This window comes from Micromonospora sp. NPDC048868, assembly GCF_043198195.1.
Lineage (GTDB): Bacteria > Actinomycetota > Actinomycetes > Mycobacteriales > Micromonosporaceae > Micromonospora > Micromonospora reichwaldensis.
On sequence record NZ_JBICUN010000016.1, the window covers coordinates 61,489 to 77,467 of the forward strand.

At 67.9% G+C, this 15,979-nt stretch carries 14 protein-coding genes; 8 read left to right on the top strand and 6 right to left on the bottom strand.

Annotated features, from left to right (window positions below):
• The first annotated feature begins 163 nt into the window (after positions 1-163).
• The 4 genes from ACGFNF_RS22840 to ACGFNF_RS22855 all read left to right on the top strand — a co-directional run bounded on the left by ACGFNF_RS22840 (position 164) and on the right by ACGFNF_RS22855 (position 4,391).
• Positions 164-946: a phosphodiesterase gene (locus ACGFNF_RS22840; protein WP_357580176.1), complete on the top strand. Its 783-nt coding sequence runs from the start codon at positions 164-166 to the stop codon at positions 944-946.
• Positions 947-965: 19 nt separating this feature from the next.
• Positions 966-1,610 (top strand): histone deacetylase, encoded by a 645-nt coding sequence (locus ACGFNF_RS22845; RefSeq protein WP_357580175.1) that lies wholly within the window; start codon positions 966-968, stop codon positions 1,608-1,610.
• Between the two features lie 330 nt (positions 1,611-1,940).
• Positions 1,941-2,396: a lamin tail domain-containing protein gene (locus tag ACGFNF_RS22850; protein WP_393170498.1), complete on the top strand. Its 456-nt coding sequence runs from the start codon at positions 1,941-1,943 to the stop codon at positions 2,394-2,396.
• A 288-nt stretch (positions 2,397-2,684) separates the two neighbouring features.
• Positions 2,685-4,391 (top strand): bifunctional metallophosphatase/5'-nucleotidase, encoded by a 1,707-nt coding sequence (locus ACGFNF_RS22855; RefSeq protein WP_357580173.1) that lies wholly within the window; start codon positions 2,685-2,687, stop codon positions 4,389-4,391.
• Positions 4,392-4,589: 198 nt separating this feature from the next.
• Here the strand turns inward: ACGFNF_RS22855 and ACGFNF_RS22860 are convergent, their stop codons facing one another.
• Positions 4,590-5,873, bottom strand: a complete 1,284-nt coding sequence (locus ACGFNF_RS22860; protein ID WP_357580172.1) for an MFS transporter — start codon at positions 5,871-5,873, stop codon at positions 4,590-4,592.
• A gap of 132 nt (positions 5,874-6,005) precedes the next feature.
• On the opposite strand from ACGFNF_RS22860, the gene ACGFNF_RS22865 reads away from it, so the two are divergent.
• On the top strand, positions 6,006-6,479 hold the full coding sequence (locus tag ACGFNF_RS22865) for a hypothetical protein (protein ID WP_357580171.1): 474 nt from the start codon (positions 6,006-6,008) through the stop codon (positions 6,477-6,479).
• A gap of 66 nt (positions 6,480-6,545) precedes the next feature.
• Here ACGFNF_RS22865 and ACGFNF_RS22870 read toward each other — a convergent pair whose 3' ends face one another.
• Both ACGFNF_RS22870 and ACGFNF_RS22875 read right to left on the bottom strand, forming a co-directional pair.
• Positions 6,546-8,570, bottom strand: a complete 2,025-nt coding sequence (locus tag ACGFNF_RS22870) for a hypothetical protein (RefSeq protein WP_393170501.1) — start codon at positions 8,568-8,570, stop codon at positions 6,546-6,548.
• 280 nt (positions 8,571-8,850) lie between these two features.
• Entirely contained in the window at positions 8,851-9,024 is a 174-nt protein-coding gene (locus tag ACGFNF_RS22875; protein ID WP_393170504.1) for a hypothetical protein, read from the bottom strand.
• Between the two features lie 587 nt (positions 9,025-9,611).
• On the opposite strand from ACGFNF_RS22875, the gene ACGFNF_RS22880 reads away from it, so the two are divergent.
• Entirely contained in the window at positions 9,612-10,013 is a 402-nt protein-coding gene (locus ACGFNF_RS22880) for a GntR family transcriptional regulator (RefSeq protein ID WP_392997912.1), read from the top strand.
• A 45-nt stretch (positions 10,014-10,058) separates the two neighbouring features.
• Here ACGFNF_RS22880 and ACGFNF_RS22885 read toward each other — a convergent pair whose 3' ends face one another.
• Positions 10,059-10,457, bottom strand: a complete 399-nt coding sequence (locus ACGFNF_RS22885; protein WP_393170506.1) for a hypothetical protein — start codon at positions 10,455-10,457, stop codon at positions 10,059-10,061.
• 216 nt (positions 10,458-10,673) lie between these two features.
• Between ACGFNF_RS22885 and ACGFNF_RS22890 the strand changes: the two genes are divergently transcribed.
• Positions 10,674-11,216, top strand: a complete 543-nt coding sequence (locus ACGFNF_RS22890) for a hypothetical protein (protein WP_393170508.1) — start codon at positions 10,674-10,676, stop codon at positions 11,214-11,216.
• 220 nt (positions 11,217-11,436) lie between these two features.
• On the opposite strand, the gene ACGFNF_RS22895 is transcribed toward ACGFNF_RS22890, so the two are convergent.
• Together ACGFNF_RS22895 and ACGFNF_RS22900 are read right to left on the bottom strand one after the other, a co-directional pair.
• A complete protein-coding gene (locus tag ACGFNF_RS22895; protein ID WP_393170510.1) occupies positions 11,437-11,670 on the bottom strand; it encodes an excalibur calcium-binding domain-containing protein in 234 nt (77 codons plus the stop codon).
• 11 nt (positions 11,671-11,681) lie between these two features.
• Complete coding sequence (locus ACGFNF_RS22900) at positions 11,682-14,672, bottom strand: hypothetical protein (RefSeq protein ID WP_393170512.1); 2,991 nt, start codon at positions 14,670-14,672, stop codon at positions 11,682-11,684.
• A 740-nt stretch (positions 14,673-15,412) separates the two neighbouring features.
• Between ACGFNF_RS22900 and ACGFNF_RS22905 the strand changes: the two genes are divergently transcribed.
• Entirely contained in the window at positions 15,413-15,943 is a 531-nt protein-coding gene (locus ACGFNF_RS22905; protein ID WP_393170514.1) for a GNAT family N-acetyltransferase, read from the top strand.
• Positions 15,944-15,979: the final 36 nt, after the last annotated feature.

Consider the following 15,979-nt stretch of genomic DNA (forward strand, 5'->3'; position numbering starts at 1 on the left):
CAAGCGTACTCAGGCAGGCGCGGGACCAGCGGGAACCAAGATCGTCGACACCTTCGTACACATGTGCCATCCACAGGCTGTGGACAGGGCCTGTGGGTACGGGCGGGCCGCGCGCCGGGGCCCGCGGCGATAGCGTGAGGGTCTCGGTCGAGTGGAGGCACCGATGCTCATCGCCCAGCTCAGTGATCCGCACCTGACCACCGGCGTGCTCGCCGCCGAGCCGGCCGCCGGCCTGCACCGCGCCCTGGGGCGGGTGCTGGCGCTGAACCCACGGCCCGACTGCGTGGTGATCACCGGCGACCTGGTCGACCGTGGCCGCCCCGACGAGTACGCGACCCTGCGCGAGGTCATCGGCCGGTTCCCGCTGCCGGTGCACCTGGTCGCCGGCAACCACGACGACCGGGAGTCGCTGCTGGACGCGTTCGGGGGCACGCCGTGGCTCGGCGGCGGCTTCTCGGCGCACTACCACGTGGACCACCCGGAGGCGACTGTCGTGGTGCTCGACTCCCTGATGCCGGGCGGGGGCGACGCCGGCTGCCTCGGTGCGGACCAGCTCGGCTGGCTGGACGGGGTGCTGGCCGGTCGACCCGAGGTGCCGGCCGTGGTCTGCCTGCACCACCCGCCGGCACCGGTCGGCATCCCGTTCCTCGACGACATCGGGCTGACCGACGGCGACGAGCTGGCCGAGGTGGTCGCCCGCCACCCGCACGTGGTCCGGGTGGTCGCCGGGCACGTCCACCGCCCGGTCACCGTGACCTTCGCCGGCACGGTGCTCACCACCGCGCCGAGCACCTGGCGGCAGAGCTCCCTCACCACCAGCGCCGACGACCAGTTCGGCTGGGTCGTCGAGCCGACCGGCTTCCTGCTGCACAAGGTCACCGGGAGCGGTTGCGCCACGCATCTGGTGCAGGCCAGCCACGCCGCCGGCATGACCTGCGGCTTCTGACCGCCGGGACCGGTCGGCCGTGGTGGGCGAGGTCTGGTACGTCGCGTACGGGTCGAACATGCACGCCGCCCGGCTCGGCTTCTACCTGGCGGGAGGCTGCCCGCCCGGCGGGCGGCGGACGTATCCGGGCTGCCGGGACCCGCGACCCCCCAGGCGTACGGTGCCGGTGTCGCTGCCCGGCGGCGTCTACTTCGCTGGCGAGTCGCGGGCCTGGACCGGCGGGATGGCGTTCTACGACCCGGCGCTCCCCGGCGAGGCGGCGGCCCGGGCCTACCTGCTCGACGTCGGGCAGTTCGCCGACGTGGCCGCCCAGGAGATGTACCGGGAACCCGGCGCCGATGCCGGCCTGATCGCCGAGGCCGTCGCCACCGGGAGGGCCACCCTCGGCCCCGGCCGGTACGAGACCCTGCTCTGCCCAGGCCGGCTCGACGGGCTTCCGCTGCTGACCTTCACCGCCCCGTGGGCGGCGTCCGAGGTGCCGTGGCGTGCCCCGGCCCCGGCCTACCTCGACATGATCGCCCGTGGCCTGCGCGAGTCGCACGGCTGGGACGCCGACCGGATCGCCCGCTACCTGCTGGCCCGGCCGGGGGTCGCCGGCGCCTGGGACGCCGCGGCCGTCGCGGCGCTGCTCGCCGGACCGGACCGGCGCCAGGTGCCGGGCTGACCACCTACCGGCCCGAGTGGCCGGGCTGACCACGGACCGGCGCCAGGTGCCGGGCTGACCGCCGCACCGTACGGCCTCCGACGCCGAACGCCGGGCGGGGGCGGGACGCTCGGTGGCCGTCGTCGCACCGCACGGTGACCCCGGCGGTCGGTCGGACGAGCGGCGCCGTCCCGCCGGCCGGCAGCGGATCAACCGGGCGGACGCAATCGCCCGTGACGGCCGTTTCACCGTCCACAATCGCCGCCGGAGATCGATAACCTCGGCCGGCCGTGCGCGGGCACGGCTCATCCGCCGGCTCCACGACCGGCCGTCTGTGTGTGGGGGAATCGCATGAGGAGAAGGCTGATCGGTCTCGCGGTGGCGCTCGCCGTCACGGTGGGCGTGTCACTGACCACCGCCGGCCCGGCCCAGGCCGCCACCCCGGCCGTCCAGATCACCAAGGCCTACTACAACTCGCCCGGTGCCGACAACCGCTCGAACTCCAGCCTGAACGCCGAATACATCCGGCTGACCAACCGGCGCTCCACCACCGTCAACCTGAAGTACTGGACGCTGCGCGACCAGTCCAACCACGTCTACAAGTTCTCCGGCGACTTCCGGCTGGCCCCGGGCGCCAGCGTCTTCGTGCACACCGGGAAGGGCACCAACAGCTCGACCCACCGCTACTGGGGCTCGGGCGCCTACATCTGGAACAACACCGGGGACAAGGCGTCCCTGCGCAACTCGTCCGGCACCCTGATCGACTCCTGCTCGTGGGGGGGCAAGGGCAGCTACACGTACTGCTGAGGCGGGCGGCCGGCCCCGGGCACCCGGGGTCGGCGGCACCTCTCCGCCGGCCGGCGCCCACGCTGCCGGGCATGTCGGAAACGCCCGTCCGGATGGTCGCCGGCCGCGAGTTTGCGCAGGTCTGTGCCCCCGCCCCGGTCGACCGGGGCGGGCGACGATGAGAAGCTGTCCGCGACGCGGCGGCGCTCGGCCACCATCGCCACCGCGACCGAACCTGTCGACGGCGCGGCCCGCCCCCGGGGTGGACCGTCACCCGGGTGCCCGCGCCGGCTTCCCACGAGGAGTTCCATGTCCATCCCCGGGATGCGCCGGGCCGCCATCGGCCTGACCGCGCTCGCCGTGACCGCCTTCGGCGCGGTCACGACCACCCCCGACCAGGCGGACGCCGGCCCGAAGCCGGTCGCCGTCAAGCTGCTGGCCCTCAACGACTTCCACGGCAACCTCGAACCGCCGTCCGGCTCCAGCGGCTCCATCGCCGGGCAGCCCGCCGGCGGGGCCGAACACCTCGCCACCCAGCTCGCCGAGCTGCGCAGGCACGCCAAGAAGCAGAACACGATCACCGTGGCGGCCGGCGACCTGATCGGCGCCTCCCCGCTGCTCTCCGCCGCGTTCCACGACGAGCCGACCATCGAGGCGCTCTCGCTGGCCGGGCTCGACTACGCCAGCGTCGGCAACCACGAGTTCGACGAGGGCGCTGACGAGCTGCTGCGCATCCAGAACGGCGGCTGCCACCCGGTCGACGGCTGCGTCGACGGCACCCCGTACGAGGGCGCCGGCTTCCAGTACCTCTCCGCGAACGCGTTCAAGACCGCGACCGGCCAGCCGCTGCTGGCGCCGTACGCCATCCACAAGGTGCAGGGCGTCAAGGTCGGCTTCATCGGCATGACGCTGGAGGGCACCCCGCGGATCGTCAGCCAGCAGGGCGTCGCCGGCCTGACCTTCGCCGACGAGGCGCAGACCGCCAACCGGTACGCCCGGGAGCTGCGCCGCCAGGGCGTCGAGACCATCGTCGTGCTGCTGCACGAGGGCGGCACCCAGGACGCGACCGGCGGCATCAACGACTGCAAGGGCATCTCCGGTCCCATCGTGGACATCGCCAACCGGATGGACCCGTCCATCGACGTGGTCGTCAGCGGCCACACCCACCAGGCGTACAACTGCGACATCGCCGGCAAGCTGGTCACCAGCGCCAGCTCCTTCGGTCGCCTGGTCACCGACATCGACCTCTCCATCGACCGGCGCACCGGCGACGTGATCAGCGCCAAGGCCGAGAACGTGGTGGTCACCAGGGATCTCGCCAAGGACCCGGCGCAGACCGCGCTTATCAACCGCTACAAGACGGTGCTCGGCCCGGTGGCCGGCCGCGAGGTCGGCCGGACCACCCAGGAGATCAAGAAGACCCAGGAGGTCCTCTTCGGTACGACCCTGGGCGAGTCCCCGCTGGGCAACGTGATCGCCGACGCGCAGCTCGCCGCCACCGACGACGAGCAGGGCGCCGTCGCGGCCTTCATGAACCCCGGTGGCGTACGCGCCGACCTCGACGCCGGCCCGGTCACCTACGAGGAGGCGTTCACGGTGCAGCCGTTCGGCAACAACCTCGTGACGCTCGACCTCACCGGCGCGCAGCTCTACTGCATGCTGGAGCAGCAGTTCGTCACCGGCCGGACGCTCTACCCGTCGTCGACCGTCCGCTACGTCGTCGACCCGGCCGGCACCACCGGCACCGTCGCCGACGCCTGCACGGGCACCCGGGTCGTCCGGGGCAGCCTCACCCTCGGCGGTGTGGCGGTCACCGCCGACGCCACGTACCGGGTCACGGTCAACAACTTCCTCTCCGGCGGCGGCGACGGCTTCACCGTCCTCACCGGCGGCACCAACGCGGTCACCGGCATGATCGACCTGGACGCGTTCGTGGCCTACCTGACCGCCGAGTCCCCGGTCTCGGCGCCGGCCCTGGACCGCATCCGCACCACCGCGGAGGTTCCCACCGCCTGACGGCAGCGGTACGCACCCGACGGGCCCCGGAGCATCCCTTGCGGATTCCGGGGCCCGTCGCCGTCAGCAGCGTCGGGACCGGACGCTCGGTGCCCGCCGGCCACGGCCCGCGCGCCCGGAGGCCACGGCCCGCGCGATCGGCAGCCGCAGCTCACGCGACCGCCGCCCACGGTCCGCGTGCCCGTCGGGGCGGGGCGGTCAGGCCTTGGCCGTAGCCGGTTCGGTGGCCGGCGGGGCGGCCGGCGCGCGGCCGTCCTGGGCCGGCGTGAGCAGCCGGCGCAGGGAGAGCGCGATGAGCGAGGCCACCAGGCAGCCGCTGACGACCACCCCGACCCAGATCCGGCCGTCGGCCGCACCGAGCAGCGGGCCCGCCGTGACGGGGCCGATCACGCCGCTGATGCCGAAGATCATCGAGCTCATGGCGTTGTACCGGCCGCGCAGCGCGTCCGTGGCGAGCGCGTTCGTCAGCGCCGGCATCACCGGCGACAGGAGGGTCTCGCCGAAGCCGAAGATCGCCGAGCAGGCCACGACGCAGAGGGCGGCGAGCAGCGCGTTGCCCGGTCCGACCACGCCCCCGGCCCCCAGGACCAGCCAGGCGATCGCGAAGACCGCGCCCACGACCGCCAGCCCGCCCGTGCGGCTGCGCCCCTCCATCCGTCGCAGGACCAGCAGCTGGGAGAGCACGATCATCACCGTGTTGCCGGCCAGCGCCCAGGCGACCACGCGCGGCGTCACCTCGGCCACCCGTATGGCGTAGGCGGTGAAGCCGACCTCGATCTGCGCGTAGCCGCAGGTGGTCAGGACGAGGCCGAAGATGACGAGCCGCCGGAACGGACGGTCGCGCAGCACGGTGAGGTAGCCGCCGGCCGACGTCCGCTCCCCGGCCGGTCCGGCGGCGAGCCGGTGGCCCACGTGCGGCAGGGTCAGCAGGATCAGCGCGGGCATCAGATAGCTGATCGCGTCGAGCACGTAGATCGCCTGGAAGGTGATTTCGCGGGTGGTGTCGACGATCGCGCCGGACGTCAGGCCGCCGACGCCGATGCCGAGGTTGAGCAGGGCGAAGTTCAGCCCGAAGACCCGCTGCCGCTCGTCGGCGTCGGTGAGCGAGGCGAGGATCGTGTTCTGCCCGGGCCAGATGACCGAGCTGCCCATCGCCACCAGCGTCATCACCCCGAACGCCGAGGCGCTCGAGTCGACCAGGGCCAGCGACCCGGTGCCGACCGCCTCGATCAGCAGGCCCGACAGCAGGATCCGGCGGGCGCCGAACCGGTCGATGAGCGCGCCGCCGATCGGCGAGAGCGCCAGGGTGATCACGCCGTACCAGCCGATCACCAGGCCGGCGCGGGTGTCGGTGAGACCCCGGACGTCGGTCAGGTAGATGAACAGGAACGGCAGGGTGAGGCCGCGCCCGATCGCCGACAACAGCGTGCCGACGAGCATCCGCTGAGCTTCATAACGGCGGGGCAGGGCGCGACTGAGCATCCCCCGATTCTGTGTGCTGGGTGTGACACAGCGCGAGACCTTTCCGCGCCGAGTTTCCCGTTCGCCTTGTGCGCGGGGTCACACCACAGGCGCGTCGGCGGGGCGTCGTACCTCTCTGCGATCCTGGTCGTGATGACCACCACCTGGCGACACCTGCCCGCACCGGCCCGCGAGATCGCCGCCGCCACCACCGACGCGGTCGCCGCCGCCCGCGAGCGCGCCCCCGAGGCGTACGACGTCGCGGTGGCCCGGCTCGCGGCGGCCGACCGGTCGGGCCTGGTGCTCGGCGCGGTGGTCCGGCTGCTGCTGGAGGAGACCCACCCCGACGGCCTCGACGGCGACGACGTCCGTCAGGTGCTCGAAGGCTGCGTCCGCGACGCCGCGCAGTGGCGGCCCGATGTCGACCCGCACGTGGTCCTCGTCCTGTTGGCGGGCGCCCTCGGCGTCTACGACCCGGACGGCGACGAGTCGCCCCCGGACCCGCCCGCCGTGGCGCAGCACGCGCCGCTGCTCGTCGCCGACCTGCTCGCCGTCACCGGCAGGCCCGTCGAGGGCTATCTGACCGCCGCGTTCACGGAGATCGCGCGCACCGAACAGCAGGACTGACCGGCGCCGTCGTACGTGACGGAGGGCCCGGCAGGTGCCAGGCCCTCCGTCACCTACGAGCAGGGCTCAGGAACTGGCCGCCACCTCGAACGAGTACCAGTTGCCGTACTCGCTCCAGGTGCCGTCGGGCTTGACGGCGTACACGGTCAACAGCACCCAACCGCTCGTCGTCGGCGTCCAGGTGACCGTTGCGCGACCATCGGCATCAGCCGCGATCTCGGTCAGCTCCTCGCCGTCGACGAAGGAGTACCGGTAGGCCACGGTGTCCGTCCAGCCCGGCGGCGGGGAGAAGGTGAAGGTTCCTGCGACTCCCACTCCGCCGACCGGCGAACCGTCCGGCGGCTGGACGTAGACGTCCGACTTGACGCCCGGGCCGGGGTAGAAGTAGGTCGACCAACTGGCCTCTGTGGAGATGAAGCCGTTGTCGCTGATGCTACGTACCCGCACCGAATGCCCTTGCGGGTTGCCGGCGATGAAGCTGAAGTGCGCGGTGCCCTCTGCGGCCTGCCTCGTCTCGCGGTCGCCGTTGTCCAGGACGATCTCGTATTCGCGGACGCCGGTGACGCCGGTCGCCGGGGCGAACTTCAGCACCACCTCCTGCCCCCACTGCGGATCTCCGTTCTCGACCCGGACATCCGGCGCGGACCAGGGAATGAACGTCTTGTAGACGGTCTCGGCCGAGATGTTGCCGGCGAGGTCGAGGGAACGCACGGTCAACTGCTGCGGCCCGGACCCGGTCGGGTTCAGGGTCACGGTCGCCGAGCCGCCCGGGACGTCTGCCCTGACCGTGTTCGGCAGGCTGAACGGATCGCGGCAGACCAACTGGCCCAGGTCGCCCGAGGCCGCGCACGTGTTCACCCCGAGGCCGTTCCACGAGTACTGGAAGCCCGCCACGTCCTTGTTGCCGCCGCCGGAGAAGGTGAAGATGCCCGGAACGCCCGCCGGGGCCTGCTCGCCGCTGTCGTCGGCCGGGTAGTTCGCGGAGGCAACCGTCGGTGCGGTGGGGCTGGTGCCGTCGTAGGTGAAGAAGCACTTCTTCGACCAGGCCGAGAAGTCCGCCCCGTCACCCACCCGGGCCTGCCAGGCGTACGACTTGCCGTCAACGAGCGTGCCCGCCGGCAGGTTGGCCGTGTGCACCCGACCCGAGATGGCGTGCTCGCTGGTGAAGACCTGTCGGGCCGCCGCATCGCCCGTCGGCCAGATTGCGAACTCGCTGGTCAGGCGGCGCTCGTCATCCGGGTCCGCGTCGGTGCCGAGAGCCTGGAGCACGTTGGCGAAGCCGCCCAGCCGTGGGTACGGACGGAACTGGGTGCACGGGAACCCGCCGTTGTAGAGGTGGGCGTTGTCGCCCTTCGGCACCGAGTTGTACTGCGTGGTCAGGCCGACGCTGCGGTACCAGTTGAGCCGACGAGCGTAGGTCGGGTCGCTCTCGTTGGCTTCCGGGACGCGGATCTCGAACGTGATCCGGCGCTGCTTGTGCGCCACGGCGTCCTGCACGGCGGCACCGACGTCGAACGACAGAGTCGCCTTCGGGCACCATTCCGGGGTGAGGACCTCGTCCAGCTTGGTCAGCGGCTCAGGAGCGCTGTTCCAGGTGGGCGTGGTGCTCACCGGCTTGGTGCGCCAGATCTCGATCGCCCGCTTTCCGCAGTCGGCGGCGCTGTACTCCTCGATGAAGACCGTCCCGCCGTAGATCTTCCGGCCCTCGTAGGCGGACAGGTCGAACGTGGCGTAGACCCGGGAGGTGTGGCTGACATCCGCGTCGTCCACGGACGTGCCGAGCGGCATGTGTGTCTCGTCGTTCCACCCGTACGCCTTGCGCGGCGTGGCGGAGTCGGTCCAGCCGATCTGGATCGACGGAGTGCTTTCGTAGTGTGGGGCCGCGACGGCGGGACTGCCGGTCGCGACGAGGGCGAGCCCGCTGACGCCCAGCGTCAGCGCGAGCGCGCCGATGAGGCCACGACGTGGCCAGGTAACTATCACAGTGGATGGCCCTCCCCGAATCCAGCCGGGGTCGTCCGGCCGGAAAGCTGCGGACATCAAATCGTGCAGGTTCGATAAACGGCAACAGCCTTTCGGGCGCTGCTGCACGTCCCAGACGTCATGGTCATGGCCGATCCGTTGGCGCTGACCGCAGCAGCGGGCAGGGGGCCGTTCGCAGCATCATCGGGTGCCTGTGTCACGCAGGTCGGCCATGGCCGACCCGACGGCGGCGACGTCGACCGGCTCGCCGACCCGACGACCTCTTCGTCCCGAACTGGCTGCATCGTGGTCTGGTCGGGCTGCTTCCGAGGTCACGGGCTCTGCTGGGGCTCGGCTTGGCCTGGTTCGGCTGACACGGTTGCTGTACTTCGCTGCTGTACTGCTGGCGTCAGACGAGGCGCTGGATGCGGACCTTGGGCTGCTCGTTTCTCAGGTGGCCTTCCTTGTGCTGGCGGACCTGCTCGTTCCAGACCTCCTGGTCGTAGTCGGGGTCGGGTGGGATCCACTTGTGGGAGCCGTCGCTGTAGTGGAACTTCTCGTCGCCGGGTCGCAGGATGCTCATCGGGTCCAGCCGAGGAATCGGTGGTGCAGGTGGCCGGCGGGGATGTGGGTCAGGTCCTGGGCGGCGTCGACGAGCTGGGCGGCGAGGTAGAGGGCCAATGACACGGGGGCGCGATCGTACTCGGCTCGCAGCTCCTGCCGCCGGGGCTGGCAGGGCCAGTCGGCACCGCAGCCGCCGCATGCCCAAGCCGGTGTGACCGGAAGGTGTGTCGTCATTGCAGCCTCTTCCGCGCTGCCCGCCACTTCGATGCCGGGGCGCCTTGCCGGTCGTCATCTGACGGCCAGTGGCCTCTGTTGATCGGAATCCGATGCCTGGTGCGGCAGGGGAGCTCACCTCCGCACCGACAGACCTTCCGCCACCGGTGCCATGACCAGACCGGCCGGTGCCGTCTGGCGAGAGTGAGCGCGACAGCTACCAAGTACTCCTCGTACGAGACGCGAGGCACCAAGTCTCCCCTCGGGTATCGGCCAACCACGGCATCTCGTCGGAACTGGTGATCGTGCAAGTCCGCAGCTCACGTCACCGTAACGACGTAGGACTGTAGATACAATAAGATGTAGAGCTGTTGGGCACATAGCGTCACTATCGTGATCGACCCGAGCGCAGATCGTGCCGTGTTCCGGCAGCTCGCAGACCTCCTGCGAGACCGGATCGCGTCTGGCGACCTCGCGCCCGGGGCGTCACTGCCCAGCGAGCTGCGGTTAGCTCAGGAGTATGGGCTGAGCCGCACGAGCGTCCGACAGGCGGTAGCGCTACTCCGGTCGGAAGGGCTCGTGATCGTGGAACCACCGCGCGGCACGTTCGTCCGTGCCGTCGAGCCGACCGAGACGGTGACTCTCCTCAAAGGCGACACCGCCACCGCTCGGATGCCTACCCCTGTCGAGCGGCGTGAGCTAGAGATGGGCGAAGGTATCCCGATCCTCGTGATCTTTCGCGCCGACGGCTCGCGCGAGCTGTACGCGGCCGACCGCATCCGCGTAGGAAGGTAGAGGCGGCGATGGCCATTGAGCCTACGCGTCGCGCTGGGCGGCCAGTCAGGCCTTACCTGCAAACTGCCCGGCAACGCTGATCGCTGTCGCTACGATCGTCGACAGCATCCCCACGATCGCGCCCAGGGTCGTCAGTCCCTCCCTGGGCGACGCCCAAAGCCCGCGGTTCATCTGACGCCACGCGTGCGGAACGAAGGTCATCCTGAGCTTCTGCCACTTGTGTTGCCGCTTGCTGCATCCAAGCAGCAGGCCAGCCGAGTTGTTTCGGCACAAGGTCCCGTCGCGGTTCACGGCGCAGCACCAGACAGGGGCCTGGAACAGGAAGAAGCTTGTCACCAACAGCGACAGCACGAGCAGCGCCACTGGCCCCACGGAGCGAGTCCACCAAGCCGTGACGAGGATGACGAACGCCAGATAGCCCCAGTACCGCCCCAGACCCTTCATGGAGATCGACCGTAGTGGAGTGCATGCGGTCAGTAAGGGCTATCTGTCCGGCACCCGACAAGTGCCTCGCGGCTTGGACGTGTCTCATGGCGGCTGGCCTGCTGTTTCTGGGCGCTGCTGGTCGACGTTCTACGGCCCTGCAATGCCCCGGTTGGCGGCCCAAAATGGCTATCTGCACTCCTGCGCGGCTTCGGCCCGGCCCGTTAACCTTCCCAGGTGTCCTACCCGGTGTGGAACTACTACCCGCGTAACCTCCGGCCGCCAGAGTGGGTCGAGGACTTCCTTTCCGTCATCCATGATGCCGCCCCGCACATCTCTACGGCTGAGCCTCGCGTCGGCGTCACTAGCGACATGGTGCTACGCCACCTTGCTGCTGGACTCAAAGGCCTTGGCTTCGCGGTCGAGACGGGCAAGACGGCTGCCGGGAAGATCCGCCGGCCTGTCCTGTTCGGTGATAACGGGCGAGCCGAGGTGTCCTACGAAATCGACGCCTTCCACGACGGCCGCGGGATCGTGGTAGAGGCCGAAGCAGGGCGCGGCGCCCGGGGCAACGCGGTCTACCGCGACATCGTTCGCACCAGTCTCATCCTTGACGCGCGATATCTTGCCTTGTTGCTACCGATCGCCTACCGCCATCAGAGTGGGGGCCGTGAGGTCGCGGTGCCAGCCTTTCGTGACGCCCGAGACCAGTTTAACGCCATCTACGCCAGCCAGCGTCTGCGGCTCCCCTTCGATGGGGTGCTGCTGGTCGGCTACTGACACTTGGCGTTGTATTGATCAACGGCGGGGGCGTAGTCAGCCAAAGCGGACGACTTGGCTCTTGAGCCGCTGTTACGCCTGGCATTGATGGTCAGCACTGGGCAGTACGGGTTCCCCTCCGACGGCCTAGATACGGCATGATCTTGGCCCTAGCGGTGTGGCTGTAGGTGCCGCTGATGCGGCGGCCAAGGTGGGCCCCAGCGACGTCCGTCAGCCAGCATCACTCACAAGCGATGCCGTCTCCGTCCCGATCCAGCTTCCGCGAGTACCCCGGGTCGCGCGGCGAATGGGTGCCGCGCCCCCGCCTCATAGGCAGCGATGGCATGCGCTCCGTCCACCAGCCCAATGGTCCTGGGCACTGGGGGATACGTCCGCGTCCGTGCTCTCGGGCGATTGCGCCCGTCATGCCTTTGCCGGCTGTCGTCGCAGTGGCCGCTTGTTGTCTCCGTGACATCGAGATCTAGCTCATTCCCCGAATACCCGTAGCACTTCAGCCCTGGACCCACCCTCGACCACCTCGAACAAAAAACGGGCAAAAGTCATCCAACCCGCGTCTCGGTCATTACGGGGCTCGGCGGGAAGAATGCTCTTTACGACGGCAGACAAGGCGACCGCCTCGTTGCGCCCACCCTTCGCAAGCGCGTGCGCTAGGTCAAGAACAGCAAACCTCCAAGCCGCATCATCCGGAGCAGCGGTGCGAGCCACGTCTAGCTGAGGCAAGCTCATGACGTATAGGAAGAACTGACGGGCTTCCTTATGTGAGGACATAAACATCTGAAGCGCCGCCTGAAGTCCCAGGTTGTGAAGGGTCATGCCCACAGCTTCCCTGTATAGGGGAACATCTCCCATGCGAGCGACCAGCGCATCGAGTTCTACTCGCGCCTCCTGCCATCTATCCTGCCTGAGGACTGCCTCGACCAGGAGACGTCGCAGCTCTAGATACAGGTTCCCGGCCCCTCCGCCCTCCTGACCAAGATGCTCTCTACATATCGATTCGGCTTCCTCGACATCGCCGGACTGAATAAGCTCATTCGCGTAACGGGCAGCCTCACGCCCGCTGATAAGGCTATGCCTTGGCAGTCTGCTTGCCAGATCCTCTAGCACATTCAGCAAGGGGGCGGCCACCTGCTGGTCACAGCCATTCCTACCCAAGAGGCCCTCGATGACTTGACCACAAAGGAAGGACGCGGAATCCTGCGTCTCTGGGTCAAGGGAAAGTGAGTGCAGGTAGGGGACTACGGGCTCCAAAAGCCTTACAGCATCAAGCGTGGCCCGCCTATCCCCACCTCTACGTTCAATCAGAATTGTCGCGAGGTAGATCCGCGTCTGCTGAAGGAGTAGCTCATTTGGTTCTTCAATCAAGTCAAATAGGGCTAGTTCGGATTGCAGCAAGTCCTGCGCTTCCGACAAGTTGCCCTGGGCGTGGTGAAAGCTTGCAAGATTGCCGATCATGATGGCTGCGTTGTTCGTCGCAACACCTAATCTTCGCAGATGCCCCGCCAGGACCTCCGCATGAGGGGCAATTACGTGAACGCGATCAGCTTCTCCATTATGCATAGCCGCTTCAAGCCACAGGTCGACATAGAATGCCAGCTTGTCCATCTCATAGCTAACCGAGTGATTAGAATGGACTTGTTCAACCCGCTCACGGATCACTTCCTGCAAGATGCTGTTAACGGCAACAGTATTGCGTGAACGCGGATCATCGTTGAATGAAGCCGGCAAAGGGGAGTCGTCCCGCGAGAATGACACCCGCTTTAGCAGACGGAACGCTTCGGGGATCTGCGGCTCATCACTGAAGATTGTTCCGCGCTCCGGTGGCACCTCTTCCGGAGGAAGCCTCGCCGCCGACACAATTAATTGGATCGGAATTCGGCGTTGCGCGAGGTAGCATGCTGTGATTAATGAATCATTCACAAGCTTTGCAACCTCAACGTCATCAGCCAAAGAGGTCATCCGTGCCAGTCCGAGGTCAATAGCCGCAACGAGTGTCCTGGGATAGCCCGGTGGCACAGAAGTCTTGTCACTCAGCGATCTAATCTTTAGACGCGTCAAGTAGTGTTCAACATCGTCGACGTTAAAGCCACAGCTAAGAAGGTAGGCTGCCGCCAGTTCCAAAGCAAGGGGCCAATACTCTAGTGCTGCGGCAAGCCTGCGAAGCGCATCCCGGTCCGTCACTGCGTCCGGATCTTCAAGCTGCATCCTGGCAAGGAGGAGCGCCTCCGCTTCGGACGGAAGCATCGAGGTCACCGGTAGCCTACGGCTACTGCCGAAGCCGTGAACGCCGTCCAAGGATGTGATGATTACGTCGCCATTGCCGACCCGTGGAATCCACTGCTCCACTGATTCCGCATCGGCGTCGTCCATGACAAGCAGCCACCGACCAGGAAGGGACGCCATGCGTTCATGGATGAGAGTTCTAAGTGAATTAATGCCGAGGGTTCCGTCAAGGCCCATCCACAGTCCAATATTCCGAAAGGACTCGAACAGGGCCGATTCATTGGCAGCATCAACCCAAAGGACCAAATCATACAGGTCTAAATACTCTGCCACATACGCGGCCGCTAAACTAGACTTCCCGATCCCGGACGGGCCTATCAGCGCCAATCGCGTTACTGAGCGGGACCTTGAATCCCCTTGGCGAAGGCCCTCGGATAGTTGACGCAGTAGGTCCGGTCTTGCCACGTCGGGAATCGGCGCCATAACTCCAACGATCCGCCCCCAATCTCGCTGGCCTAGTGCGTCACTGAGGATGTCGTCATCCAAGTCGAGCGCGGTTCGAAAGTCGTCCAATGTCCAAATGGCGCTCTCTGGTGCAGCGGCTCTACGCAGGGTCTCGGATAGCAAGAACGACACAAGCAAACCGCTCGATTGGCTTCCGACGCCGCTCCGGCGGCGACGCCGCCGCCTAATGATCGATTCCCGTATATCTTCACGCAGTTCATCGCGGTCGCGGCTGTCCGCAACCACCCGACACCGCTGGAGCCGTTCGAACTGCATATCATGCAAAGCGGTCAGTTCTGCTAAGGCCCGAGGTGCGCCGCTTAGAGCATCAGCCACGGTAGTGCGAAATTCAGAGATAGATCTACTCTTGCTGGCTTCCTCGAAGAAGCGCTCAAGATTCGGAGGGACGATTGCATCCGTGAGAAGCAGATAGGATTCCGCGTCGGTCCGGGCGACAAGCTTTGCAAGGATCGTGCAGGCCTCCGCCAGTCCCATCTTCGCACCGGCGGAGCGACTCTTGACCTGAGCCGCGATGAGAACAGCGCCAGCAGCATCTATCATGTCGAAGTCAACTGCGTCGACACCCTCGGGATTTACTGGATTCGGTGCGCCTTCTACGCGACAAGCGGAGACCGCCGGGTTACCCATAGCCTTCAGCATGTACTCAAGCGTCCGTAGATACTGATACTGAAAGCCCCGAGCAGCAATCCGTCCCCCGTCGACGCCGACCATTGATCCCTCCCCTATTCCCTCCCCGTGGGTACCGCTCCAGATTAGATGGACGTTGAACACGTGTCAGCCCGCCATCCCGTCTGCCGTCGACCCGCCCTTGTGGGGAGCGGGCCGCCGCCCGGCCCGCCACGTCAAGACGGCCTTGACGCACGTTCGGACGCTGGCGGGTCGGGCGGCGGTCTGCTCGGCTCGCCCGGGTCGACGGCAGACGGGATGGTTTACCGCAACCACCCACGGACCGCGACCCGCCGACGCAGCCCCGACCATCCTGGAGCCGGAGCGCCCCCCGCCGGAGGCGCAGTAGCCGCATCCCCGCGACCGCCGCCAGCTCGCCGACGCGGCCGGCGTGCGTTCCCCTATGCCGCGCGGGCGTGTGGCGCACGGCCCGGCCGGCTGTCGGCCTACCCTCACCCAGTCAACACTGCTGTCGTCATCCGGCGGCCCACCGGGCTACCCGCCATCCGCGCCAGCCGCCGGGCGTGTTGCGTGGCCGGAGTCGGAGCGCCAGCGAAGCGACGGACACGCGCCCAGGCGGCGGCGCGTGCGGCCCGTTCAGGGCCGCCTTGAATAGATGTACAGAAAGTCCTCCCACACTCGGCTGGCAGCCGGTGTCCTCCGTCGGCTGAGGTGCGACACGTCCGCCAACTGATCTGCGACGCCTCAGCGCACTGATCGCCGCGGATGCGTGCGAGGGGAATCGGGTTGAGCCGCGTTGCTCGGCGCTCGCTAGATTGGGTCGCATGCGCACCATCGCCAGCGACCGCCTCCTGCTGCGCCCATGGCGCGACGAGGACGCCGACTTCCTCCTAGATCTGGAGTCGCGCTGGGAAGTCGTACGATTCTTGGGCGCGCATCCCACGATGATGAATAACCGCGAGGATGCCCTCGCCTCGATCGCACGCCGACGCGCCGTCGACGATCCCATCCACGGGATCTGGGCCATCACCACAGCGGCGGACGCCCGGCTGGTGGGAAACCTCCTGCTCAAGCCAATTCCCCTGTCGGCTGGGGAGCCGGTTGGCGCGCCGACCGATGTCGAGATCGGCTGGCACCTGCATCCGGACGCCTGGGGGCACGGCTACGCCACCGAAGCAGCGGCGGCGGTCCTAGACGACGCGTTCAGCCGGGGACTGACGAGAGTCATCGCGGTCACGGATCCGGACAACCATGCCTCCCAGGCCGTCTGTCGGCGGCTCGGCATGACGTACTTCGGTCGAACAACGAGGTACTACGACACGCCGAACGAACTGTTTGAGAAGCTGGCCGACTGATCGACAAGGGCCGCTGCGACTGCCTCTGCCGCCTCT

What these genes read in the sequence shown, in the direction of transcription:
- ACGFNF_RS22840 (WP_357580176.1), top strand. Translation starts at nt 164, where the DNA reads ATGCTCATCGCCCAGCTCAGTGATCCGCACCTGACCACCGGCGTGCTC.
- ACGFNF_RS22850 (WP_393170498.1), top strand. Translation starts at nt 1,941, where the DNA reads ATGAGGAGAAGGCTGATCGGTCTCGCGGTGGCGCTCGCCGTCACGGTG.
- ACGFNF_RS22855 (WP_357580173.1), top strand. Translation starts at nt 2,685, where the DNA reads ATGTCCATCCCCGGGATGCGCCGGGCCGCCATCGGCCTGACCGCGCTC.
- ACGFNF_RS22860 (WP_357580172.1), bottom strand. Translation starts at nt 5,873, where the DNA reads ATGCTCAGTCGCGCCCTGCCCCGCCGTTATGAAGCTCAGCGGATGCTC.
- ACGFNF_RS22865 (WP_357580171.1), top strand. Translation starts at nt 6,006, where the DNA reads ATGACCACCACCTGGCGACACCTGCCCGCACCGGCCCGCGAGATCGCC.
- ACGFNF_RS22875 (WP_393170504.1), bottom strand. Translation starts at nt 9,024, where the DNA reads ATGAGCATCCTGCGACCCGGCGACGAGAAGTTCCACTACAGCGACGGC.
- ACGFNF_RS22885 (WP_393170506.1), bottom strand. Translation starts at nt 10,457, where the DNA reads ATGAAGGGTCTGGGGCGGTACTGGGGCTATCTGGCGTTCGTCATCCTC.
- ACGFNF_RS22895 (WP_393170510.1), bottom strand. Translation starts at nt 11,670, where the DNA reads ATGTCACGGAGACAACAAGCGGCCACTGCGACGACAGCCGGCAAAGGC.
- ACGFNF_RS22900 (WP_393170512.1), bottom strand. Translation starts at nt 14,672, where the DNA reads ATGGTCGGCGTCGACGGGGGACGGATTGCTGCTCGGGGCTTTCAGTAT.
- ACGFNF_RS22905 (WP_393170514.1), top strand. Translation starts at nt 15,413, where the DNA reads ATGCGCACCATCGCCAGCGACCGCCTCCTGCTGCGCCCATGGCGCGAC.